This is a genomic window from Halobacillus halophilus, assembly GCF_020171985.1.
GTDB classification, from domain to species: domain Bacteria; phylum Bacillota; class Bacilli; order Bacillales; family Halobacillaceae; genus Halobacillus; species Halobacillus halophilus_A.
Genome location: NZ_JAIVAL010000002.1, coordinates 323859 through 346794, shown reverse-complemented (window position 1 = coordinate 346794; position 22936 = coordinate 323859). Strand labels below are relative to the sequence as shown.

Genomic DNA, 22936 nt, shown 5'->3' with positions numbered 1-22936 from the left:
GCAGGACCTTCACTCTAACCTAATATCTCGAAATCGAGTCTTACAGTAACCGGCCCTTTAGTTTAATAAGCTGTGAGAAAGGTGGTGAATTTGTTACCTATTATGTACCCCGGCTTTCTTTTGAGTAACCTACTGTGTGTCCACCATGGAGGTAGTTCAAAAGTGGTGGAGTGCCATTAAGATTATGAGAAGCAGAGATATTGCAGTGAATCTTTTCTCTTTTTTCACACATGTAGGCACAGGCACATATGATTGCCATAGAGGTGGTGAAGAATGAAGGAAAGAATGAACAATATAGAACACGATCCGCTCACGGTTGAAAAAGAAGAATGGAAAAGGCGGCAGCTGAAAAGCAGGTTAAAGCAGTTACTTACCATATCGTCCCCGATATTCATCCTGATTCTATGGGAATTTTTATCACGAACCGGCTTGGTAGATGCACGATTTTTCCCGCCTCCTACAGAAATCGTAGGCACGTTTATTACGATGGGGACAAGTGGTGAACTATTTGAACATATAGGCATATCGCTGTTTCGCATAATGGCAGGTTTTTTACTTGGCGTAATACCGGCTATCATTCTAGGACTGCTGATGGGGTTGTATTCTCCACTTAGACACTTTTTCTCCCCGTTAATTATGGCCCTGATGCCCATTCCAACGCTTGCCTTATTACCCATTATTTTAATTTTGTTCGGCATAGGAGAAGTATCAAAAATTGTTACCATCGCTGGAAGTGTATTTTTTCCGGTTATTATCAATACCGTAGCTGGGGTCATTACCATTGATCGTATTTATTTAGATGTAGCCCGGAACTATGGAGCAAATTCCCGCCAGTTCTTTTTTAAAATTGCCCTTCCCGGAGCTCTGCCTGTCATGATTGAAGGAATTCAGATGGGGCAGGCCATTGCCCTGCTTACGATTGTAGCTGCTGAAATGATGGGGGCAAATTCAGGGATTGGATATTTAATCTGGACGTCTTACAACGCTTTTCTATTAAAAGAAATGTATGTCGGGCTGGTTCTGATTTCATTCTTTGGCTACTTGTTCTCCTTAATCCTGAGAGGATTCCAAAATAAACTACTGCCATGGAGATAAATGAAGGAGGAGGTCTATGAATACCCCCGCAAAGATTTCAATTCGAGATTTAACGAAGGTATTTTATAAAAAAGGTTCTAGTGTTACTGCTTTAAAAGGGGTGAATCTGGATATCGAAGACGGGGAATTTGTCTGTCTTCTTGGTCCAAGTGGCTGTGGGAAAACGACCCTGCTCAGGATCCTCGCAGGACTGGAAACTCCAAGCACTGGGGAGTTTATCATTTCCCGGGAAAAAGAGGAGCGCCCGCTTCAGTCTATGGTTTTTCAGGAACGGGGCGTAATCCCCTGGCTGACTGTTAGAGAAAATGTAGCATTCGGTTTGAAAATGAGACATTTACCCAAAGCCTACGTGAAGGAGCGGACGGATTACTACTTAGAGAAAGTAGGGCTTGAGCAATTTTCTACTCTTTATCCAAAGGAACTTTCCGGTGGGATGAAGCAGCGGGTCAGTATTGCACGGGCGTTTGCTAATGATCCGGAAATTCTGCTGATGGATGAACCGTTCGCTGCCTTAGATGAACAAAACAAATTCATTTTGCAGGAAGAGCTTTTAAGTATTTGGAGTGAAACCAAAAAGACGGTCTTATTTATTACCCATAGCATTGACGAAGCTTTATTATTGAGCGATCGTATTGTGCTTATGAGTTCACAGCCCGGTACACTTGTGACGGAAAAAAGGATCGACATGCCGCGGCCTCGTACAATGGAAGAGGTGCGGGCAAACGCTGATCTTGCCTCAAGTTTTGTGGAAATCTGGACGCACCTTCAGGATGAAGTTCAAGGATCAAGAATGTAGGGAAGGGGAAACATCATGAAAAAGTTGGGCCTATTACTTATTCCAATTATGGTTTTTGTGTTATTGATCAGCGGGTGTGGTTCTGACACCACTCCAGAAAAACAGGAAGGCATTCCTGAAACTTCCGGTGACAATCCTTCTGGGGATATGGCTCCACTCGATAAGAAAGCCACGGTTATTATTGCGGAAGATGGAGCAGCGTCTGGGGCAGGGTTTTATATTGCTAAGGAAAAAGGTTACTTCGATGATTACAATATTGATGTAAAGTTCACCCAATTTGCGAACAGTGATGATATGCTGCCAGCTCTTGCTGCTGGTGAAATCGATATCGCAGGAGGCGTTTCCACAGCATCCTTTTTCAATGCGATCGCACAGGGGATTGATGTGAAGATTATTGCGGATAAAGGACACTACATCAAAGGAGATTCATATTTCTCGTTTGTGGTTCGGAAAGACTTAAAGGATGAAATCAAAACCTACAAGGATCTAAAAGGGAAAAGAGTAGCTGTTTCCTCTCAAAATGCTGTAGATGATTACATCTATCAATCTATGCTGAAGCATGCCGGTTTAAAAGAAAGTAATATAGAGTTCGTACTAATGTCTGACTTTGGAAATATGCTTGCCGCTATGGGGAATGGCTCTATTGACGCAGCGCTTCAAATTGAACCGCTGATTACGCAGGGAATTGAAAAGGGTCTCCATAAACGACTGGGGGATGCTACAGACTTTGCTCCGAACGCCCAGATTGCAATGGTGCTTGGTTCTCCAAAGTTTATCGAGCAGGAAACCGATGTTTCCCTTCGTTTTATGGCCGCTTATTTAAAAGGTGTGCGTGATTACAACGATGCCTTTATTAAAGGAGAAGGCAAAGAGGAAGTCATTAATATCATGACCAAACATACGGCATTGAAAGACCCTGATCTGTGGGAAAAAGTAGCTATTACCGGACTTGATCCTAATGGCCGGATGTTTACAGAGGATATTAAGAAACAGTATGAAATGTATAAAGAGAATGGCGCCATACGCGGCGAGTTCGATTTTGAAACCTCAATAGATACATCTATGACTGAAAAAGCGGTCGAAGTGCTTGGAGAATATAAGTAAATAGCTGAAATGAGAGGAGATCTCCTCTCATTTTTTGCTTTATAAGATAAGACATCCTTTATCGATTCCCTTATAATGGATCATACAGAGAGGTAGAAAGGAGAGAATCTAATGACGTTACAAAAGCTGACCGATTTTAAAGCATTCACTGATCTTTGCGGCCGCTGTTATCCAGGAATGAAGCTCGATTCCGAGGAGGCGAAAGAAAATCATAGCAAACGGCAGAAGAAGTTGGACAAAGAAGCCAATGTCCAGCATTTTGGTCTTTATCAAAATAACCGGTTAGTCGGAGGGTATGTCCAATATGATCATACCTTGAACCTCTATTCCCGGAAAATGGATGCCCGCGGCGTAGGTATGGTAGCTGTGGACCTGCCTTATAAAAAGCAAGGATTCGCCAAGCAAATTATTCAAGCCTTTATTAAAGATGCCCGTAACCAGGGCATACCGCTCGTGCAGCTCTATCCTTTCCAGCCTTCTTTTTATAGAAAGATGGGCTTTGGACTAGGACCATTTTTACATACATTTCATTTCCATCCTTCACAGCTTCCTGTTTTTCCGAAAAGTTCATCCGTTACTATGCTTGATCCAGCTGATAAGTATGAGATGACCTCTTGCTATCACCTGTGGGCTGAGCAAACGCATGGATCATGTGAGAAGCCATTGTACGAATTTAGATCATTGGAAACGGATGGTTATCATGTGGTTGGTTTGAAAAAAGAAGGGAAATTAGACGGGTACATGGTTTTCCAGTTCAAGCAGGCTCCAGGGGGCCACATGCTTCTGAATGATTTACATATTGTTGAATTTATCGCATGTACAACCGAAGCCTATCAATCGCTGCTTCAATTCTTGCATAATCAGAAGGATCAGGTGCGCTCCGTTTATTTCCCTACCTTCAACCAGCAATTCTCTTATATGCTGGAAAACCCTTGTCATACAGATGACGCACTTATCTTCAGGATCTATCATAAAATAAGTGAGCAGGGGCAAGGGCTGATGTACCGGATTGTGAATGTCCCATTATTCTTGGAAAATCTTAGCCACCATTCTTTTGGAAAGGAATCTATTCGAATCGGATGGAAGATATCCGATAGCTTTATGGACGAACAGCTTTCCTATGTATGGGAATTTACGGAGGGGGTTCCGAGGGCAACGGATCAGCTGGCTGACGTAGAGATACACCTTGGAATAGCTGAATTTTCATCACTTATGATGGGATGTGTAACCTTGGACAATCTTCTGCTGGCAGGTTATGCAGAAGCGGAACCAGGAGAGTGCCTTGATCAGGCTGTTACGCTATTTCAAAACCCTAAACCACCAGAAAGCTGGAGTTTCTTTTAGATGAACGAATGGACTCCCTTTTCTGTGGATACATGCGGGAAGGGAAAGCGGGGTCTGCCCGTCAATCCGGTTAATTATTCGAATTCAGGGAAAAATCAGGATAGAATGATTTCTGTCATGGAGGTGCTTCAATGGATAAGAAAGCAGGAAAAACTTTATTCGAATGGGTGGAGAGTCTTCCCTTATTAGATAAAGTTATGAAATGTGAGCCCGTGTTTTGGATCAATACATCTGCCTTGGAGATGGATAAGGTACCTGAGTTTGCGGTAACTAAAGATGACATCTATGAAGCGGAACAACTGTGGAAACGGTTTGCCCCTTTTCTTAAGAAGGCGTTTGCAGGAACGAAAGATGGGGCAATTGAGTCGCCTGTAATACCAATAAAAGAAATGAAAAAAGACCTGAGCGCCTATTATGGTCAGCCATTTGAAGGAGAGTATTATTTAAAATGTGACCATGATCTTCCTATATCGGGATCTATTAAAGCACGTGGCGGGGTGTTTGAAGTCCTGAGCTATGCAGAGAAGCTGGCGCTTGAAAATAATATGGTCTCAAAGGAAGATAACTATGAAGTGTTTCTTGATCCTTCTTTCAAAAAGTTCTTCAGTCAGTACACGATCGGAGTGGGATCGACAGGGAATCTTGCGCTGAGTATCGGCACCATTAGTGCTAAACTCGGATTTACGGTAGAGGTGCACATGTCGGCTGATGCAAAGCAGTGGAAGAAGGATCTGCTCCGGGAAAAAGGGGCCAAAGTTTACGAGTATAAAGGAGACTTCAGTGAAGCCATTACGCAAGGGCGTTCGATTACGATGGACGATCCTCTTGGCTATTTTGTAGATGATGAGGACTCAAAGGCCTTATTCCTGGGATATAGTGTAGCTGCCCTTGAATTAAAAAGACAGTTGGATGAAGAGGGGATTATGGTAGATAAGGATCATCCGCTGTTCGTTTATCTTCCGTGCGGCGTAGGAGGATCTCCGGGAGGGATTACATTTGGTTTGAAGAAAGTGTTCGGGGATGATGTCCACTGCCTGTTCGTAGAACCTACGCATTCTCCGTCCGTACTGCTCGGGGTAATGACTGGAGAACACGAAAAAGTGTCCGTTCAGGATTTTGGTCTTGATAATCTTACAGAGGCAGATGGGCTGGCGGTTGGACGTCCTTCCAGGTTTGCGACAGAAATCAGTCAGTATTTGGTTAGCGGTTTTTATACTATGGAAGATGATGAAATGTACCGTCTGCTTGCATTGCTGGCTGATTCAGAAAACGTGTACGTAGAACCATCCGCAGCTTCGGGACTTTCCGGACCGTTAAGACTTAAAGAGTCGGGCATGCTCGAAGAAAAAGGTTGGCAGGACAAAATGGGCCGTTCGGTTCATTTAACCTGGTCCACCGGCGGTTCCCTGGTGCCGGAACAGGATAGAGAAAGATATTATCAAAAAGGAAAATCACTGCTCACACCCATAACCGAATCCTGATTAAAAGGAATAAATATCCACCTCAGGTCATCCAAAATATGGATGACCTGAGGTGGTATTTTTTTACATGTTCATAGGAGTGACTCGGCGCCGTCGATGAACACCTCGGTCCCTGTAATGTGGGAAGAAGCATCAGACAGCAGGAAGTGTACCAGATCGGCCACTTGTTCAGGTGATCCTACTTCTTCATTCAGTGGTGAGCCTTCTACTTCTTTTTTTACTGGTATATCAATTTTTTCAAGCTCCTGCTCATCGGGACGCGTGTTTTCACCAATATTGGTATCGATGAAACCAGGGCACATAATGTTAACGCGAATTCCCTGGGAAGCAAGCTCCACAGCAGCCATCTTGCCGAAGGCCATAATCCCGGCCTTAGAAGAACTGTACGCAGAAAAACCTTTATTCGTAAAGGTACGGTTACCATTAATAGAACTGGTAAGTACCACACTTCCTCCTTTTTCCTTCATGTGGGGGATGGCATATTTCAGAGTCAGGAAAGACCCCTTTAAATTGTTTTCAATGGTATGGTCCCATTCTTCTGGAGGCATGTCTTCGATAGGCATAACTTTACCGTTGACTCCGGCATTGGCGAATACCCCATCAATTCGGCCCCAGTGTTCTTGGACCATATCTATACTTTTTTTCACCTCTTCCGGAGAAGACAAATCAGTGGTCAGGGACAGCGTGCGATTGGCTCTGACTTGAAGCTGCTGTTCAGCTTCTTTTAATCGATCTTCATTAATATCTAATAGGGCTACATTTGCCTGTTCATTTACAAGTCTGCGAGCAGCCGCATATCCCATACCGGAAGCAGCGCCTGTAACGATGAATACTTTATCCTGTACAGTTGTCAAACCTTCCACCTCTTTCTATTGTCATACTTCTCTTTATCCAGAAAACCTCTATAAAAAACCTGTTCATTCCTTAAAATTCCATAAAATGGATGACCTGAGGTGACAATAAATGGGATTATTTAAGGGGGGTGGTGTCGATTTCTACCTTGGCTTCCAAATCTATGATAGAATTTGTTAATATATGAGAATATTCTTGCAATACTAACAAATTTGGATGGGAGGCATCATAATGCAGGAACAATCCGGAATAAAAAATTTCTGGAACTGGATGTGGCAGTTGCATGATCAAGCCAAAGATTTAATGAGCTTTGCTGTGACGGGAAATCCTGAGAAAGTGAAACCGAAAGAAAACGATCGTAAGCAGGCGGGGAATGATTCGGAATCGAATCAGCCGGAAAATGGGAGCGGCGGCTCCGGTTCTTCCTTTGATACCCGTCAAAAAGTTGGTATCATCTTAGGCCCTCTTTTATTTATTGTGACCCTTTTATTCTTTGATCCAGAGGGACTTTCCGGCAGTGCAGTAGCGATTCTTGCAAGTACCCTTTGGATTGCTACGTGGTGGATCACCGAGGCTGTACCGATTCCAGCTACGTCTTTATTACCTTTAATTTTGTTTCCGCTTACAGGAGGGCTCTCCGGTGATGCAGCGGCATCATCTTATGGAGATAACACCATTTTCTTATTTATGGGTGGTTTCCTTATTGCCCTTGCGATGCAGAAGTGGAACTTACATAAACGCATCGCCTTGTTTATCATTTCACTGGTAGGGACAAGCACTGAGATGATTGTGCTTGGATTTATGCTTGCGACCGGACTGCTTTCTATGTGGATTTCCAATACAGCCACTTCTATGATGATGGTACCGATCGGCCTTGCGGTTATTTACCAGGCATCTGAACAATTAAAGAAGGAGGGGGAAGGTCAAGTCGATCACTCTTCCTTTAACTTTGGAAAAGTCATTATGCTTGGAATAGCCTACAGTGCTTCGATAGGAGGTCTTGCCACGTTAATTGGTACACCTCCGAATACTATCTTTGCAGCTGTCGTTTCAGAAACGTATGGGCTTGAGATCTCCTTTGCCCGGTGGATGATGTTTGGTGTACCATTAGCTCTTCTTTTCTTAGGAATTGCCTGGATATATCTTGTGAAAGTAGCCTTTCCTATGAAAATTAAGCAGCTTCCGGGAGGAAAAGAAGTTATTAATAACGAGCGTCAAACGCTTGGTGATATGTCGACTGAAGAGAAAATTGTGCTTTCTGTCTTCAGCTTAACGGCTCTTGCCTGGATTTTAAGGTCATTTGTTTTAGTTCCTTATGTGAATGAGAACATTAATGATACCGTTATTGCCATGAGTGCCGCCATCATTCTTTTCCTCATTCCATCAATCAGTAAAAAGGGAGACTTCATACTGGATTGGAACACGGCGAAAGGGCTCCCGTGGGGCATATTACTACTTTTCGGTGCAGGTCTTGCAATTGCAGCAGGCTTCCAGGAAACTGGACTTGCAGAATGGATCGGTAACCAATTAACTATCTTAGAAGGGGTCAGCTTGTTCCTGATTCTCGCATGCGTCATTGCTATGGTTATTTTCCTGACCGAAATCACGTCAAATACGGCTACAGCCACCATGATGTTCCCGATTATGGCTTCGCTTGCTTCTGCACTATCTGTGCACCCGTACAGCCTGATGATTGGGGCAGGAGTTGCAGCCAGCTGTGCGTTCATGCTGCCTGTCGCCACACCGCCTAACGCGGTTGTGTTTGGATCAGGATATTTACGTATACCAGATATGGCTAAGGCCGGGTTTTTGCTAAACGTCTTTGCCATTGTACTGGTCACCTTGGCTATTTATTTCTATTTACCATTCGCATGGGATATCGATCTAACTACGTTCCCTCAAAAATTCAGCCAATAAGTAAAGGATGAACACCATGGATTCAAGTCAGCCGGCTATTAAGCCCTATACCCCGGACGAGTCCGGATTCTGGCGCGTTACAATAGCTTTAATGCTTGCGTCCTTACTCGTCTTTTCAACTTTGTATGTATTTCAGCCGCTACTGCCTATTTTTGTAAATGAATTTCAAGTATCGGCTACCGAGTCCAGTTTTCTTATGTCTGCTGCTGTTATCGCGATGGTTGTTGGGCTTTTCCTTCTTGGCTTTGCAGCGGATCGTTACGGACGAATGCGGCTGATGCAAATATCTCTTGGAGTGACGGTATTGCTGCTTGTAGCAATGCCGTTTACTTCTTCTTTTGAATGGCTGGTAGTATTACGATTGCTGCAAGGCTTCTTCCTGGCCGGAATTCCTGCAGCAGCTATGGGCTATTTAGGAGAAGAAGTAGACCCTAATCATTTAGGTATGGCTATGACGCTGTATATATCCAGCAACGCACTTGGCGGTATGGGAGGGAGAGTGGCCGGGGGTTATTTAACCGATGTATTTGGGTGGGAGAAAACCTTGTTCATACTCTCTGCATTTGGTTTAACTGCTGCTTTTCTTTTCTTCTTACTGCTGCCTGCCGAACGTTACTTTACAAAAGGAGACCAGCCGCTTCGGGAGGATTTTCAGGGAATGCTTGTCCACTTGAAAGATCGCTATATGCTAGTGTTGTTCTTAATGGGATTGCTACTTCAAATTGTTTTTACAGCAATATGGACATATATCCCTTTCTACTTGCAATCAGACCCATATCAGTGGCCGTTAAAATGGATATCCTTTACGTATTTTGCTTATGTTCTAGGGGTGCTTGCTCCTCCACTTGCCGGCCGTCTGTCTAATCTGTTTGGTTTAACAAAAGTGATGTTCTCTGGATTATTTATTCTGATTGCAGGAGCTGGTTTCACCTCTTTACAATCGGTATCATGGATTATGGCAGGGCTCGGTGTTCTTTGTTCCGGCTTTTTTATTGCTCATTCCATGGCTGCTGCTCTTGTGAGTAAATCAGCGAACCATCACAGAAGCGGAGCCTCAAGTTTTTACTTGATCAGTTATTATGTAGGTGTTGCAGTAGGAAGTACAGCTGTCGGAACCTTATGGGAGACATGGGGCTGGCTGGGCGTGATCAGTACCGCTCTTGTCTTTATCTTAATTTTTATCTCTTTGCCGGTATTTAAAAGGAATCAGGAGGGTAAGTATGAACAGAATTAAGGTGAAAGGCACAGGTGTAGATGAACATACGCGATGTGCACATTATCATAGTAACGTCGACATCGTCGCGGTCAAATTCTACTGCTGTCAGGAATATTATGGATGCTACTATTGCCACAAAGAAAAAGCGGATCATAGTGCGAGGAAATGGCCTGAGGATCATTGGGAAGAAAAAGCAATTTTGTGCGGAAATTGCTGGACTGAATTTTCTATTCAAACATATATGAAGGTGCATCAATGTCCAGAATGTACCCATCCCTTTAACGAAAAATGCAGCTACCACTATCCATTATATTTTGAAGGAGTATAAGAGTAAGCTTTACTCAACAATATGGCCGATTAGTTGAAGACTCAGTTTGGAGATAACTTGGGTCCGTTGCCTAAAATTGATGAGGGCAGCTGCGGAAACAACTCGCTTTCCTACGGGGGAACTGGCAAGCCTCCTCGGTCGCTTCACTCCCTGTGGGGTCTCGCCTAGCTCCTTCTCCCGTGGGAGTCTCGTCGTTTCCTCCGCCACCCCAACAATATCTGGTCAACGGACCCTTCTATAGGCGGTGGAGAGGTGTTTGGATCTGCCGCAAATGCTTCTATAGCGGGAATTATCCACCCATGTACGCTTATTTTTAATAGTTAATCTCCACCATAAACCGGTGCGTTTCGAACAAGATTTCGAGCTCCATATATCGCAAGGTCCGGAGGGGGACGATGAAGACTCCCAGGTTAAAAGCGGAAGCACCTCGGTCAGCGGCGTATGGACTGGACTGAGCTGGCGGAGATAAAGAAAACACGAAGAGCGGAGCGATTTTATGTTGCCTTATCGTACAGAAGTGAGGGAAGTCTCACTAGCCGCTAGGTGCTGGAGCTGGATAGCATTACATGTCGTTTAGGGCATAATTGACATTTGCAACTTACTAAAGGGTAAGCAGGGATGAACATGATCGGTAAGATCCCGGAAGGCGAAGCCTGAGGAAGCTTACCACATATACGAAGTTCGACTAAGATCGCCACGTCCTGTGACAACGTCGAACGACCCTGCATCGTGCAGGGCCGAAAAGCGAAATCGTCCCCCGCAGGACCTTCCCCCTCTTCAAATATCTCGAAACTGAGTCTTCCACAAACGGAAGCTTTAGTTTAGGATTATGAAATTATAAGAACCTACACAAAAACGGAGCCTGGAAGGCTCCGTTTTTTATGATCAAGTTGCACCCATGCCGCCATCAACACGGTACTGGCTGCCGGTAACAAATCGGCTGTCGTCAGAAGCAAGGAAAAGGACGACTTTTGCGATGTCTTCCGTTTCACCATAACGATTCAATGGAATGGCGCTAGTCTGTTCCTCTTTAGCTGCTTCTGCATTTTTAGGGCTGAATCCCTTTTCAAGAGAACGCATCATACGAGTGTTAACAGGAGATGGGTGAACGGAATTAACCCGCACACTGGACGGTGCCGCTTCTAAAGAGGCTACTTTTGTCAGTCCAACTACTCCATGCTTGGAAGTGACGTAAGGGGCCACTCCTGGAGAACCCATTAAGCCGGCAACCGATGACATATTAATGATACTGCCATCCTGCTTTTCAGTCATCACAGGCATCACATGCTTCAAGCCAAGGAAAACTCCTCTTACGTTTACATTCATGACTTTATCAAAATCTTCGACTCGCTGCTCGGTAATCGGACGAACCTCTCCTTCAATTCCTGCATTATTAAAGAAGATATCGATTGTACCAAATTGGTCGAGCGTCTTTTCTACATAATTTTGTACATCTTTTTCATCCGTGACGTCAGCGGTGATGGTAATCAATTCACCATAGGAGTCAAGTTCAGATTTTGCATCCTTCAAAGCCTCTTCATTGACGTCTACGAGTGATACTTTGGCTCCTTCTTGTAAGAACAAGCGCGCCGTGGTCTTTCCGATGCCGCCGCTTCCACCAGTAATAACAGCAGTTTGGCCATCTAATCGACCCATGCTAGAACCTCTCCTTATGAAGTATTTGTAGAAAGGCAAACGAAGTAAAACGTTTGTCAGAAATCTTCTTCCACTTTATCCCAGTAGTTAAACAGAAGGAGAAAATAAACTGGTTCTTGATCAGATGCTTAACAAAGATAAGTCTTCAAAAATGAGGAGATTGGATGTTTACTGGTTGAATACATAATAACGGGTTTTATTCATTCCTGACTTTTCAGAGGCTACTTCATTTAATATTTGAAGAGCTGCCGTACTGGAGTCAAGCTTAAGAAAGGCGCAGGCCTGCTGGTTCGTAATTCGTTCACCGAAAAGAAACTGGTAGTCTTTTAAAGCTTCTACATGAGCATTTCTTGATGTATGATGACAGGCTTTACAATACCATCGTCCGTGAAGTCTTTTCATTGGAAGAGCACTACATTCCGGACAGATAACACCTTGCAGGACATCTGCTTTTTTAAGATGAAACCGGTCTAAAATAAACGGCTGATAGGGGACATCTCCGGTTACCAGCTGATCGCACAATCGGTTTAACTCAGATTCTTCTAAGGGAGAGGAAGTGTAGACTTTATTAAGTGAATGGTAGGCTGTTAACAACTGGTCTAAATGTACCACCTGACTGTTACATCCATAAGATGGATGGCTGTAGGAGGCTGGACTGGTTAAAACGACAAAATAGTTGATTGGTAAACTTTGAAATTCGGTCCTTGATAACCAGTATGTTAATTGATGGGCCTGAAGTTCTGCCTGAGACAGAGGGTCTGGCATCCTTGCTTCCATCCGTTCGTTTACATGCATAAATCTGTAGTCCTTTGGCAAGCTTTGTAAAGGTGAATGGTTTACTTCTAAAATAAGGGCAAAATTTCGAGTGATAATAAGTACATCGATCTGACAATAGGAGTGATCAGGAAGCGGGAGACGCAGGTCAAAAAATATGCGGGATTCTTTGGAGGGTATATGGGTCAATACAGGTAAAATCTTTTTTTCCCCATAGAAATTGGAGGATAAATGGGTTCGCCAATGTACAATTTCTGAATGTTTATGATGAGTCATCGCGATGCGTCTGGAAGCAGATTCCAATTGATCGAGATAATAAGGTTTTGATAGATGTTTAGTAAACAAAAACATCAACTCCATTCAAAATGTTTATTTCTATATTCCATGAGGTTCATGGAAACTCCTTCCTGTAGTACAAAGTTCTAATTTTTCCACTTTTTATATTGAATTTCTGCAATTTTATCAAACATTTATATGTAAATTACTTAAATTGGTATAGACAACTATATAACATAGTGATATTCTCTAATTATAAAGCGGTTACAAAATCGACAACTTAAATATAGAGGAGGAAGAAACATGTTAAGTTTTCTGCAACGAATTGGGAAGTCATTAATGTTTCCAATCGCTACACTGCCGGCTGCCGCGTTACTTGTTCGATTAGGTATGGAGGATTTGTTTAATATTCCGTTTATGACTGCAGCCGGAAATGGGATCCTTACTAACCTGTCCATTATTTTTGCCATAGGTATTGCGATGGGGTTTGCTAAAGATGGAAGCGGAGGAGCAGCTTTATCCGGAGCAATTGGAGTTCTTGTTCTGGAAGAAGGAATTAAGGCGATTAATAGTGATATTGATATGGGAGTCTTTTCGGGAATAATTGCCGGCGTGATTGCCGGAATGCTTTATAATCGCTTCTATGATATTAAATTTCCAGAGTTCCTGTCTTTCTTTGGAGGGAAGCGATTTGTGCCAATCATAACCTCGCTGACTATGGTCGCTCTTTCTTTTGTGCTCGGGTACTTATGGGTTTATCCCCAGTACGTTCTTGACGCTACGGCGAATTGGATATTAAATGCTGGAGAATTGGGAGTAGGAGTGTACGGCGTACTTAACCGGCTGCTCATCCCTGTTGGGCTGCACCATGTGTTGAACACCCTTATTTGGTTTGACTTTGGCTCCTTTACGACGGAGTCAGGGGAAGTTGTGAAAGGTGAAATTAACCGGTTCTTAAATGGAGATCCGGACGCAGGTTATTTTTTAGCCGGATTCTATCCTGTCATGATGATAGGCCTTCCCGCAGCTTGTCTGGCCATGTACGCGGCTGCGAAAAAGCACCGGAAATCGATGGTGGGCGGGATGTTCTTAAGTATCGCCCTGACCTCTTTCCTGACAGGTGTTACAGAACCTATTGAATTTTCATTTATGTTCTTATCGCCGCTCTTGTATGTGGTACACTCCGTTTTGACTGGAGTGTCTATGGTGGCAGCCTATATGCTTGATATTCGCCACGGGTTTGGCTTTTCAGCTGGACTTATTGACTATTCCTTAAACTATGGAATTGCACAGAATCCTCTAATGCTCATTCCAATCGGACTGGTCCTTGGTTTTATCTATTTCCTAGTCTTCTACTTTCTAATTATTAAACTGGACTTGAAGACTCCGGGACGTGAAGATGAGGATGAAGATTTTGTAGAAGAAACCCAGGAAGTCGGTCAGCCCTCTTATGAATCGGAGAATGATTATGACCGCAAAGCTTCAGACTACTTGAAAGCTCTCGGCGGTGCGGAGAATATTAAATCACTGGATTATTGTACCACTCGCTTACGTTTACAAATGGTAGACCGGGAACAGGCAGATGAAAATGCTCTGAAACGATCCGGCGCACGCGGAGTGATGAAAGTAGGCGGACAAAACTTGCAAGTGGTTGTAGGAACGTCTGTAGAGTTTCTAGCTGAAGCGATCCGAAAGAGAATGGATCAAAGAGATACCGACAAACGTCATTAATAGATCCTTGTACTTCAAACGATACAAAAATGGGGCTTTAAACAAAAATGGTTTTGTATGGAATCGGAAGGAGTTGGGGTTTCGTTTGAAGAAGTACCAGTTAGGTTTTTCAAAGAGTACGGACAATAAATGGACCAAAAAGATGCGTGATTTTACGACAGAATAAAGGGGGGGGATCTTCTCCCCCTGAATTCTTACGAAGGAGTGAAAGCCCATGGCGGAAAGTGTAGAGATAATTAACGTAACTATCGTTTGTCATAATGAAGTTATTCCCTCTGGTTCGGTGTACCTTAAGGATGGCTTGATTGAATCTGTTGCTGAGAATCCTGTTGGCGGAGCGGAAAAAGTTATCGATGGTAAAGGGGAAAGGTGGACCCTTGTCCCTGGATTTATAGATATGCATATCCACGGAGCAGATGGTCACGATGTAATGGACGGTACGAATGAAGCACTGACAGGAATGGCACGCAGTCTGCCAGCGGAAGGCACCACCAGTTTTTTGGCGACGACCATGACTCAGTCCCCCGAGAGTATTACCAGGGCCTTAAAGAACGTTAGAGGATATATGAGCAATAAAAGAACAGGCAGCCAGGCGGAGATACTTGGTATCCATCTGGAAGGACCTTTCCTATCGATAAATAAAGCAGGCGCTCAGCCGCATGAACACATTCTTCCTCCTTCACCCGAACAGTTTGATCGCTGGCAGGACGAAAGCGGTGGCCAGATTCGTTTAGTTACTTTAGCTCCAGAAATTCCCGGGGGCTTGAATTTTATTAAGCACTTAACCGACCAGGGAGTGATTGCCTCTATCGGTCATAGTGAAGCGACATTCGATCAGGTAGAAGAAGCGGTGGACGCTGGAGCACGTCACATTACTCATTTATACAACCAGATGAGCGGATTTCATCACCGCGATCCTGGTGTGGTTGGAGCTGCTTTGCTGAATAAACACCTCAAAGTGGAAATGATTGTGGATCATGTACATGCGAGACCGGAAGCAGTGCAACTGGCTTATCATCATACTAAAGCTGAAAGGACCATTCTAATCACGGACGCCATGAGAGCTAAATGTCTTCCCGAGGGGAGGTACGATTTGGGTGGTCAACAGGTAGATGTAAAAGGTGGAGAGGCTCGATTAGACGATGGTACACTCGCGGGCAGTGTACTGACTCTTCAGGAAGCCCTGAAAAACATGCGTCAACATACGGAGGTACCGTGGGAAGACCTTGTGCGGATTTCCTCTCTCAATGCAGCAGAACAATTAGGACTTGAACAAAAAGGGAAAATTGAGAAAGGGAAAGATGCGGACCTTGTCCTGTTAGACGAAAATCTGGAAGTGGTAACAACCGTTTGTAACGGTGAGATAGCCTATCAACGAGAGGAGAGTTAACCGTGGAAATATGGGTCTCTCAAGACTACCAATCTTTAAGTCAGAAAGCCGGCGGGATGATAGAAGATGAGGTGACTCGCAATCCTGCAGCCGTTCTTGGACTGGCTACTGGAAGTACCCCTCTTCAAACCTATCGCGAAATGGTGGAAGGTTATAAGAGAAGATCGGTGGATTACCGTCAAATCTCGACGATCAATTTAGATGAATATGTGGGTCTTGGCGAAAATGATCCGCAAAGCTACCATTTTTTTATGAAAAAGCATTTATTTGATAAGATTAATATCAATCCAGTCTGCACGTATATTCCTAATGGGCTGGCTGAAGATTTGGAAGACGAGTGCAGCCGTTATGAGCAGTTGATTGACCATATTGGACCACCTGATCTACAGATTTTAGGGATCGGGCAGAATGGACACATTGGATTTAACGAACCCCATACGTCATTTAAAAGTGAAACCCATGTGATCGAACTTGCTGAATCCACAAGAAAAGCCAATGCCAGATTCTTTGAATCGCTCGATAATGTTCCAAAGAAAGCCATAACTATGGGGATTCAGTCCATTTTAAAAAGCAAAAAAATTCTCCTGCTTGCTTCTGGAGAAAATAAAGCGGAAGCTATAAGAAGTTTATTAGAAGATCCGCCGAGTGAAGAAATGCCAGCGTCTGCCCTTTGCTTTCATGAAAATGTTACGTTACTCGTAGATGAAGAAGCTTATAAAAAGGTAGAGTACCTGAGAGGAGACGAATAGAGTCATGATTGATAAGAAGTCGCCGCTTCCGATTTATTACCAAATTGAAGAAAATATTAAACAGAGGATTTCAAATGGGGAGTATCAGCCCAACGATATGATTCCATCTGAACGTATTCTGTCAGAAAACTACGCTGTCAGCCGAATGACGGTCAGGCAAGCGATTACCAATCTGGTCAATGAAGGAGTTCTTTACAGAGAAAAAGGAAGAGGAACATTCATAGCCGAGAACAAAATTGAACAATCTCTAAAAGGTTTAACAAGTTTTACAGAGGACATGAAAACAAGAGGAATGACAGCCAGCAGTAAGCTGCTGGATTTTGAGAAAGTCACGGCAAGCGTAGAGATTTCCCGCAAACTGGAAATCGAAGAGAATGCAGAGATCTATCGTCTTCAAAGAATAAGATATGCTGATCAAAAGCCTATGGCTATTGAAACCAACTTCCTGCCAGTGACTATGTTTCCTGATCTGAAAAAAGAAGATGTACAGGGCTCCCTCTATGATTATGTAGAGAAAAATAAACGGCAGAAAATAGGAAAGGCCAGTCAAATCATTGAAGCAACCATTGCCAATGAAGATCAGGCTACCCTACTTGAAATCCCTCCTGGCTCTGCAGTTCTTCATATAGAAAGACATAGCTTTCTTGAAGATGGCACGCCATTTGAAGTAGTTAAATCGTCTTATCGTGCGGACCGTTATAAATTCTCAAGTGATATTACCCGCGGTTAAGGAGAGGCTGGTTATGACTTATTTATTACAAGCAGCGGAACTATTGGAACGTTTGGATAGAGAGACAGGCAATCAACTGAATGCCATGAGTAGAGAGATCGCTCATCGTCTGAAGGATAAAGGAATTATTCATGTGTTTGGCTGCGGCCACTCCAGTCTTATCGCACAGGAACCGTATTACAGAGCTGGTGGTCTGGTGCCGGTTCGTCCTATAATTGTAGAGCCGCTGATGCTTCATGAAGGAGCAGTGAAATCCAGTCAATATGAGAAGCAGCCAGGCTTTATTCAAAGTTATTTAGAAAAAGAGGATATTCGTGAAGGAGATATTTTTCTTGTTATCTCAACATCTGGCCGTAACCCCGCTCCCATAGACGCGGCCATTTATGCACGGGAGAAAGGGGCTTATGTGATCGGGATGTTATCTATGGATTACGCCAATAACTTTCCTTCCCGGCACCCGTCAGGTAAACGACTGGAAGAATACGTTGAGGAAGTTGTGGATACTCACATACGGGCAGGAGACACATCGCAGGAAGCAGAAGGCGTGCCTCATGCCTTTGCCCCTATGTCATCCGTCATCGGAGCCGCTTTACTGCAGGATTTGTTAGCCAGAGTAATACTTAGTTTCAGGGATATTGGAGAAACCCCGCCCATCTTTAAGAGCGGTAACGTAGAAGGTGTACAAGAACATAATACTGCCCTTGTAGAAAGATATAAGGATAGAATCCAATTTTAAATTTCTCTCCACTCACCATATTGTTTACAGAAACCTTTGCGGATAACAGGCAGAGGTTTTTTTACTGGCTAAAAAAATAAAAAGAGTTATAATAAATATATAGACCGATTGGTATAATTTAAAAGGTGGTACGTTTATGAATAAGAAGGGAAATTCCCGGACTAAGTTAATTCAAGCTGCTTCAAGGTTATTTCAGCTTCAGGGCTATCACGGCACCGGTTTGAATCAGATTACAAAAGAGAGTGGTGCACCTAAAGGATCGTTGTATTATTATTTTCCAAATGGAAAAGAGCAGCTGGCGATTGAAGCCGTTCATCTTACAGCAGCTAAAGTAACGGATAGGATTGAAAGGGGGCTTGAAAAGCAGGATGATCCTGTTGAAGCAATTCAGCACCTGATAAAAGATTTGGCGGATCAAGCCGTGAAGGATGGAGAGACGAGCGGTGTCCCAGTAGCCGCCGTTGCTCTTGAAACCACACACGCAAGCGAGCCGATCAGGCAGGCTTGTCAGGCCGCTTATGAGCAATTCCAACACGCGTTTGCAAAAAAACTAAAGGTCAATGGCTATCCAGAAAAAAGGGCAGAGGAACTGGGTATTCTGATTAACTCTATGATTGAAGGAGCTTTTCTCGTGTCGTTCACAACAAAAAGTAAAAATCCTTTACGGTTAGTGGCAGAACAGATACCGGTGCTGCTGAAGTAATGAGGATATTTTGACTTGATAGAAGGGCGTGGATACTATGACTATTTTGGTAACAGGTTTTACAGGAAAGGTAGGACAGGAGGTAGCTAAAAAGCTGAAAGTCTTCGAGTTATCTATTCGATGTGCCGTTCGAAATGTGGAAAAAGCTACGAAACAATATGAGGACGAATATGATTTCGTAGAGCTGGATTTATCAAGGCCCGAAACCTTTCAAGTCGCCCTTAGGGGGATAGATCGCCTATTTCTTATGTATCCTCCTGGAGAAGGCATCCAATTTGAACAGTTTGTAGAAGCTGCACGTCAGAATCATATCCAGCATATCGTCTATCTTTCTTTAAAGGACGTCCAGTACATGCCTTTTGTTCCTCATTATAAGAATGAAAAGACGATCAAGAAATCTGGAATTCCGTACACCTTTGTGCGAGCCGGATATTTTATGCAGAATCTTAACGATTTTCTTCGCACTGAACTCAGGGAAAATCACCGAGTCTTTGTACCAGCAGGAAAAGGAAAAACCAGTTTTGTAGATGCACGGGATGTGGCTCATATAGCCGCTATTTCCCTTAACGATTCTGATGAACATCGCTTTCAGAAATATGTGGTTACTGGAACTGAGTCTCTTACTTTTTTTGAAGTTGCTTCCCAAATGACTCAAATACTGAAAGTTCCGATTCATTATGAGAACCCTACAGTTAAACAATTTAAGAAGACGATGCTGAGCCGAGGCGTTGATGAAAAGTTTGTAAACATAGTTGTTGGTGTGCATGCTCCGACTAAATTAGGACTTGCAGGAGGAATTAAACGCGATTATGAAAAAGTAACCCACCAGCAGCCTGCCTCTTTACGTCGATATATCATGGATTATCAATCTGAATGGATTACGAAGGAGGAACATTCATGAAAATAATCATCTTTGGAGCGAGCGGCCGTACGGGGCATCCCTTAGTCAGCCAGGCACTTGAAAGAGGCCACGAGGTTACAGCTTTTGTAAGAGGAAAGCACAAACTGGTTATTCCTTATTCGGAAAATCTTCGTATACTGGAAGGAAGTGTTCTTACGTACGAAGATGTAGAGCGGGCTATAGAGGGACAGGATGCAGTTTTAAGTGTGCTGGGACATACCAAAAACAGCCCTAAAGATTTGCTCACTCAGTCTTCGGCCAACATGATAAGAGCGATGCAAGCACACGGCATCAATCGGATTATAAGCTTAACGGGGGCTGGAGTTACTGTCGAACAGGATGTGAAACAGGGAGTAGTGAGCCGGCTGTTTGGAAGAGCCCTAAGGTGGGTGGCTAGAGATCTATGGAAGGATTCTGTAAACCAGAAGAATTACTTGGCGCAGACGGAATTAGACTGGACCATTGTTAGAGCGCCTAGGCTGACAGAAGGTGAACTCACTACAGAGTATCAAACGGGTTATTTTAAATTTACCAAGCCGATGGTTTCCCGGGAAGATGTAGCACACTTTATGCTGGATGAATTGGAAAATCCTCAATATGTAAAAGAATATCCGCTGATTGGTTCCAAATAGATAAGCGATCTCCGTCTAATAACGGGGATTTTTTTATGCTCTGGTACTGATTAATTGTATTGTAAGATCTAAGTTGTAAGAATTATCGATTGTCGACTCCTCTGCATGCTGTAAAACATTTGTGTGTCAAAAGGGAGTCATGAATGGAGTGAAATAATACATATTTTATTAGATTCTGGTAAAAAACTACTAATTTCTTCACAAAACGATAACTTTTTTTTACAACAATGTCATAGAATATTAGTTTTCTGTTAATATTTAGGCACTATCATGAAAAATGTAAGAAAATTCTAATCTGGAGGGATCAATTTGAAGAACGGTTTAGCGAAAAAAGTATTGTCGGTGACGGCTCTGTCAGTTCTATTCTTTGGGTCAAGTGCAGGGGTCGACGCAAATTACATAAGTGCCTCTGAGCATGAGGAGAAAGATGTAAAAAATGTAATCTTTATGGTTGGAGATGGCATGGGTCCTTCTTATACCACGGCTTATCGCTATCTAAAGGATAATCCAGAAACCATAAAAATGGAAGATACGGCCTTTGATCCTCATTTAGCAGGTATGCAATCTGTCTATTCAGCGGACCCTTATCACGATGGCGGTGAAGATGACGAGAAAGAAAATATCCCTGACTCTGCAGCTACAGCTACTTCTATGTCTTCCGGTGAAAAAACATATAATGGAGCTATTGCGGTAGATTTGGAGAAAGAAAAAACGAAAACAGTTTTAGAAGGTGCTAAAGAAGAGGGGTTGGCTACCGGTCTTGTCGCGACTTCTCAGATTAATCACGCGACTCCAGCAGCCTTTGGAACACATGATGAAGACCGAAATAACTATAATGATATTGCCGATGATTATTATGATGACATGATTCAGGGAGAACATAAAGTAGATGTGCTGTTGGGCGGAGGAACAGACTTTTTTGAAAGAGATGACCGTGATTTGACGAAGGAGTTCCAGAAAGATGGGTACGATTATGTAACATCTACGAACGAGCTTATGAATACATCAAGCGATCAAATCCTTGGCTTATTCGCTCCTGTCGGCTTAGAGAAAGCTATTGATCGTCCGGAAGAGCAGCCTTCCCTTGAACAAATGACAGAAACAGCTCTTGAAACGCTTAGCAAGGACGAAGACGGATTCTTTCTAATGGTAGAAGGAAGCCAAATAGACTGGGCTGGTCACGATAATGATATCGTAAGCGCCATGAGTGAAATGGAAGATTTCGATAAAGCTTTCCAAAAAGCGATTGAATTTGCTAAACAGGATGAAGAAACTCTCGTAGTAACTACAGCTGACCACTCTACGGGCGGCTTCTCCATTGGAGAAGGCGGACCTTACAAGTGGGATCCGGAAGCCATCAAGGCAGCGAAACATACCCCGGACTATATGGCTCGCCAGATTGTTGAAGAAGGCGCAGAGGTAGAAGCGGTTCTTCAAGATAATGTAGAGTTTGAATTGAAAGATAAAGAGATTCAATCCGTGAAAGATGCTATGAAAAATGCGGCTGAAGAAGAGAAAATGGTAGAAGTTGATAATGCCATTGAAGCGATCTTTAATGAGCGCTCCGGCACTGGGTGGACTACGAGTGGACACACGGGTGTAGACGTACCTGTATATGCGTATGGGCCTGGAGCTGACATGTTCTCTGGTTTTATTGATAATACAGACAACGCTGAGAACATCTTTAAACTTCTAGGTCTTTCTAAAACGGAAGATGGAGCTCCCCTGGCGGACACAAGTACTTCTAATCCAGCTGGCATGCTTGCAGGTGCTTTGATCGCTGCCGGCGGTGCTGCGCTACTAGTGTTCAGAAGAAAGAAAGCTAAAAACTAGTCCACCAGGTGCAGGTTAAAGGAGCTTTTTCCAATGATAAAAAAATTGAGCATCCTCCTAATAGGATTGGGTATGATCGTAACAGCTTGGAATGCGGTGGAGTGGTGGAATCAAAGCCGAGTGGTATCTTATGAACCGGAATTGAAAAATGAGGTTCATAAAACATCACCAGTGTCTGCAGATGTACAAAAACCGCCACCAGTTCCTGATAGCGTTTCAGCTGAAACCTTTGCGGGGTATGAAAAAGGTGAAAATATTGGAGAACTTACTATTCCTAAACTTGGGAAACGCTATCCAGTGTACTACGGATCAGATGAGGATACGCTTACTAAAGGAGTAGGGATGTATGATACTCCTTACACGAATCTCCCGTCTGAAGGAGGCCATACCGCACTCGCTGGACACAGGGAAACGACATTTGTGGGGTTGGATCAATTGTCTGAAGGAGACTCGATCTACCTAACGGAAAACGAGGTGGAGTACGAATATGTCATTCAATCGACCTGGATCACAGATGCGGAGGACAGATCAGTCATTGTGCCTGAAACGTCATCGACGCTTACACTAACCACATGTTACCCTTTTGATTTTATTGGATCAGCCCCTGATCGGTTTATTGTACAAGCTGAACTTGCAGCCCAAAAGGAATGAAAGAAAGTATTTTAAAAAAGTCCGCCTCGGAATAGGAGGCG

20 protein-coding genes and 1 pseudogene are annotated in these 22936 nt (G+C 43.4%); 18 read left to right on the top strand and 3 right to left on the bottom strand.

Translation table 11 applies throughout. The annotated features are described in order from the left end of the window. Nucleotides 1-273: 273 nt before the first annotated feature. The 5 genes from LCM11_RS06360 (at nt 274) to LCM11_RS06340 (ending at nt 5820) form a co-directional block, all read left to right on the top strand. Nucleotides 274-1095 carry an ABC transporter permease gene (locus tag LCM11_RS06360; protein ID WP_224893404.1) on the top strand — a complete coding sequence of 274 codons (822 nt, stop codon included), beginning with the start codon at nt 274-276 and terminating at the stop codon, nt 1093-1095. A gap of 16 nt (nt 1096-1111) precedes the next feature. Beyond that, nucleotides 1112-1891, top strand: a complete 780-nt coding sequence (locus tag LCM11_RS06355) for an ABC transporter ATP-binding protein (protein WP_224893403.1) — start codon at nt 1112-1114, stop codon at nt 1889-1891. Between the two features lie 15 nt (nt 1892-1906). Further along, entirely contained in the window at nt 1907-2995 is a 1089-nt protein-coding gene (locus tag LCM11_RS06350) for an ABC transporter substrate-binding protein (protein ID WP_224893402.1), read from the top strand. A 111-nt stretch (nt 2996-3106) separates the two neighbouring features. Continuing rightward, nucleotides 3107-4339, top strand: a complete 1233-nt coding sequence (gene eis / locus LCM11_RS06345; protein WP_224893401.1) for an enhanced intracellular survival protein Eis — start codon at nt 3107-3109, stop codon at nt 4337-4339. A 131-nt stretch (nt 4340-4470) separates the two neighbouring features. Beyond that, nucleotides 4471-5820 carry a D-serine ammonia-lyase gene (locus LCM11_RS06340; RefSeq protein WP_224893400.1) on the top strand — a complete coding sequence of 450 codons (1350 nt, stop codon included), beginning with the start codon at nt 4471-4473 and terminating at the stop codon, nt 5818-5820. A gap of 71 nt (nt 5821-5891) precedes the next feature. On the opposite strand, the gene LCM11_RS06335 is transcribed toward LCM11_RS06340, so the two are convergent. Beyond that, nucleotides 5892-6674 carry an SDR family NAD(P)-dependent oxidoreductase gene (locus LCM11_RS06335; protein WP_224893399.1) on the bottom strand — a complete coding sequence of 261 codons (783 nt, stop codon included), beginning with the start codon at nt 6672-6674 and terminating at the stop codon, nt 5892-5894. Nucleotides 6675-6903: 229 nt separating this feature from the next. On the opposite strand from LCM11_RS06335, the gene LCM11_RS06330 reads away from it, so the two are divergent. Genes LCM11_RS06330 through LCM11_RS06320 form a run of 3 tightly spaced genes read left to right on the top strand, consistent with a single transcriptional unit; the run spans nt 6904 to nt 10133 of the window. Beyond that, nucleotides 6904-8589, top strand: a complete 1686-nt coding sequence (locus LCM11_RS06330; protein WP_224893398.1) for an SLC13 family permease — start codon at nt 6904-6906, stop codon at nt 8587-8589. Nucleotides 8590-8605: 16 nt separating this feature from the next. Beyond that, the gene (locus tag LCM11_RS06325) at nt 8606-9823 is read left to right on the top strand and encodes an MFS transporter (protein ID WP_224893397.1); all 1218 of its coding nucleotides are present in this window, start codon (nt 8606-8608) and stop codon (nt 9821-9823) included. Then, nucleotides 9810-10133 (top strand): CHY zinc finger protein, encoded by a 324-nt coding sequence (locus LCM11_RS06320; RefSeq protein WP_224893396.1) that lies wholly within the window; start codon nt 9810-9812, stop codon nt 10131-10133. The genes LCM11_RS06325 and LCM11_RS06320 overlap by 14 nt, the downstream gene beginning before the upstream one ends. 885 nt (nt 10134-11018) lie before the next feature. Here the strand turns inward: LCM11_RS06320 and LCM11_RS06315 are convergent. Continuing rightward, a complete protein-coding gene (locus LCM11_RS06315; RefSeq protein WP_224893395.1) occupies nt 11019-11789 on the bottom strand; it encodes an SDR family NAD(P)-dependent oxidoreductase in 771 nt (256 codons plus the stop codon). Nucleotides 11790-11957: 168 nt separating this feature from the next. Next, nucleotides 11958-12908, bottom strand: coding sequence for a nuclease-related domain-containing protein (locus LCM11_RS06310; protein ID WP_224893394.1), 951 nt, complete (start codon nt 12906-12908; stop codon nt 11958-11960). 234 nt (nt 12909-13142) lie between these two features. On the opposite strand from LCM11_RS06310, the pseudogene nagE reads away from it, so the two are divergent. The 10 genes and pseudogenes from nagE to LCM11_RS06260 form a co-directional block, all read left to right on the top strand. Then, nucleotides 13143-14540: pseudogene (nagE, locus tag LCM11_RS06305) on the top strand (N-acetylglucosamine-specific PTS transporter subunit IIBC); the annotation flags it as partial. A 244-nt stretch (nt 14541-14784) separates the two neighbouring features. After that, entirely contained in the window at nt 14785-15960 is a 1176-nt protein-coding gene (gene nagA, locus LCM11_RS06300) for an N-acetylglucosamine-6-phosphate deacetylase (protein ID WP_224893393.1), read from the top strand. 2 nt (nt 15961-15962) lie between these two features. Continuing rightward, nucleotides 15963-16709, top strand: coding sequence for a glucosamine-6-phosphate deaminase (gene nagB / locus LCM11_RS06295; RefSeq protein WP_224893392.1), 747 nt, complete (start codon nt 15963-15965; stop codon nt 16707-16709). A 4-nt stretch (nt 16710-16713) separates the two neighbouring features. After that, complete coding sequence (gene phnF / locus LCM11_RS06290) at nt 16714-17439, top strand: phosphonate metabolism transcriptional regulator PhnF (protein WP_224893391.1); 726 nt, start codon at nt 16714-16716, stop codon at nt 17437-17439. 13 nt (nt 17440-17452) lie between these two features. Then, nucleotides 17453-18175 (top strand): sugar isomerase domain-containing protein, encoded by a 723-nt coding sequence (locus LCM11_RS06285; RefSeq protein WP_224893390.1) that lies wholly within the window; start codon nt 17453-17455, stop codon nt 18173-18175. A gap of 136 nt (nt 18176-18311) precedes the next feature. After that, a complete protein-coding gene (locus LCM11_RS06280) occupies nt 18312-18878 on the top strand; it encodes a TetR/AcrR family transcriptional regulator (RefSeq protein WP_224893389.1) in 567 nt (188 codons plus the stop codon). 37 nt (nt 18879-18915) lie between these two features. Beyond that, complete coding sequence (locus tag LCM11_RS06275) at nt 18916-19779, top strand: SDR family oxidoreductase (protein ID WP_224893388.1); 864 nt, start codon at nt 18916-18918, stop codon at nt 19777-19779. After that, complete coding sequence (locus LCM11_RS06270; protein WP_224893387.1) at nt 19776-20411, top strand: NAD(P)-dependent oxidoreductase; 636 nt, start codon at nt 19776-19778, stop codon at nt 20409-20411. Before LCM11_RS06275 ends, LCM11_RS06270 begins: the two co-directional genes overlap by 4 nt. Before the next feature lie 303 nt (nt 20412-20714). Continuing rightward, nucleotides 20715-22244, top strand: coding sequence for an alkaline phosphatase (locus LCM11_RS06265; RefSeq protein ID WP_224893492.1), 1530 nt, complete (start codon nt 20715-20717; stop codon nt 22242-22244). Nucleotides 22245-22277: 33 nt separating this feature from the next. Further along, the gene (locus LCM11_RS06260) at nt 22278-22895 is read left to right on the top strand and encodes a sortase (RefSeq protein WP_224893386.1); all 618 of its coding nucleotides are present in this window, start codon (nt 22278-22280) and stop codon (nt 22893-22895) included. The last annotated feature ends 41 nt before the right edge of the window (nt 22896-22936 follow it).

Bases quoted from the DNA above. Each gene is read 5' to 3' on its own strand.
- LCM11_RS06360 (WP_224893404.1), top strand. From the start codon at position 274: ATGAAGGAAAGAATGAACAATATAGAACACGATCCGCTCACGGTTGAA.
- LCM11_RS06355 (WP_224893403.1), top strand. From the start codon at position 1,112: ATGAATACCCCCGCAAAGATTTCAATTCGAGATTTAACGAAGGTATTT.
- LCM11_RS06350 (WP_224893402.1), top strand. From the start codon at position 1,907: ATGAAAAAGTTGGGCCTATTACTTATTCCAATTATGGTTTTTGTGTTA.
- eis (WP_224893401.1), top strand. From the start codon at position 3,107: ATGACGTTACAAAAGCTGACCGATTTTAAAGCATTCACTGATCTTTGC.
- LCM11_RS06340 (WP_224893400.1), top strand. From the start codon at position 4,471: ATGGATAAGAAAGCAGGAAAAACTTTATTCGAATGGGTGGAGAGTCTT.
- LCM11_RS06330 (WP_224893398.1), top strand. From the start codon at position 6,904: ATGCAGGAACAATCCGGAATAAAAAATTTCTGGAACTGGATGTGGCAG.
- LCM11_RS06325 (WP_224893397.1), top strand. From the start codon at position 8,606: ATGGATTCAAGTCAGCCGGCTATTAAGCCCTATACCCCGGACGAGTCC.
- LCM11_RS06320 (WP_224893396.1), top strand. From the start codon at position 9,810: ATGAACAGAATTAAGGTGAAAGGCACAGGTGTAGATGAACATACGCGA.
- LCM11_RS06315 (WP_224893395.1), bottom strand. From the start codon at position 11,789: ATGGGTCGATTAGATGGCCAAACTGCTGTTATTACTGGTGGAAGCGGC.
- nagA (WP_224893393.1), top strand. From the start codon at position 14,785: ATGGCGGAAAGTGTAGAGATAATTAACGTAACTATCGTTTGTCATAAT.
- phnF (WP_224893391.1), top strand. From the start codon at position 16,714: ATGATTGATAAGAAGTCGCCGCTTCCGATTTATTACCAAATTGAAGAA.
- LCM11_RS06285 (WP_224893390.1), top strand. From the start codon at position 17,453: ATGACTTATTTATTACAAGCAGCGGAACTATTGGAACGTTTGGATAGA.
- LCM11_RS06280 (WP_224893389.1), top strand. From the start codon at position 18,312: ATGAATAAGAAGGGAAATTCCCGGACTAAGTTAATTCAAGCTGCTTCA.
- LCM11_RS06275 (WP_224893388.1), top strand. From the start codon at position 18,916: ATGACTATTTTGGTAACAGGTTTTACAGGAAAGGTAGGACAGGAGGTA.
- LCM11_RS06270 (WP_224893387.1), top strand. From the start codon at position 19,776: ATGAAAATAATCATCTTTGGAGCGAGCGGCCGTACGGGGCATCCCTTA.
- LCM11_RS06260 (WP_224893386.1), top strand. From the start codon at position 22,278: ATGATAAAAAAATTGAGCATCCTCCTAATAGGATTGGGTATGATCGTA.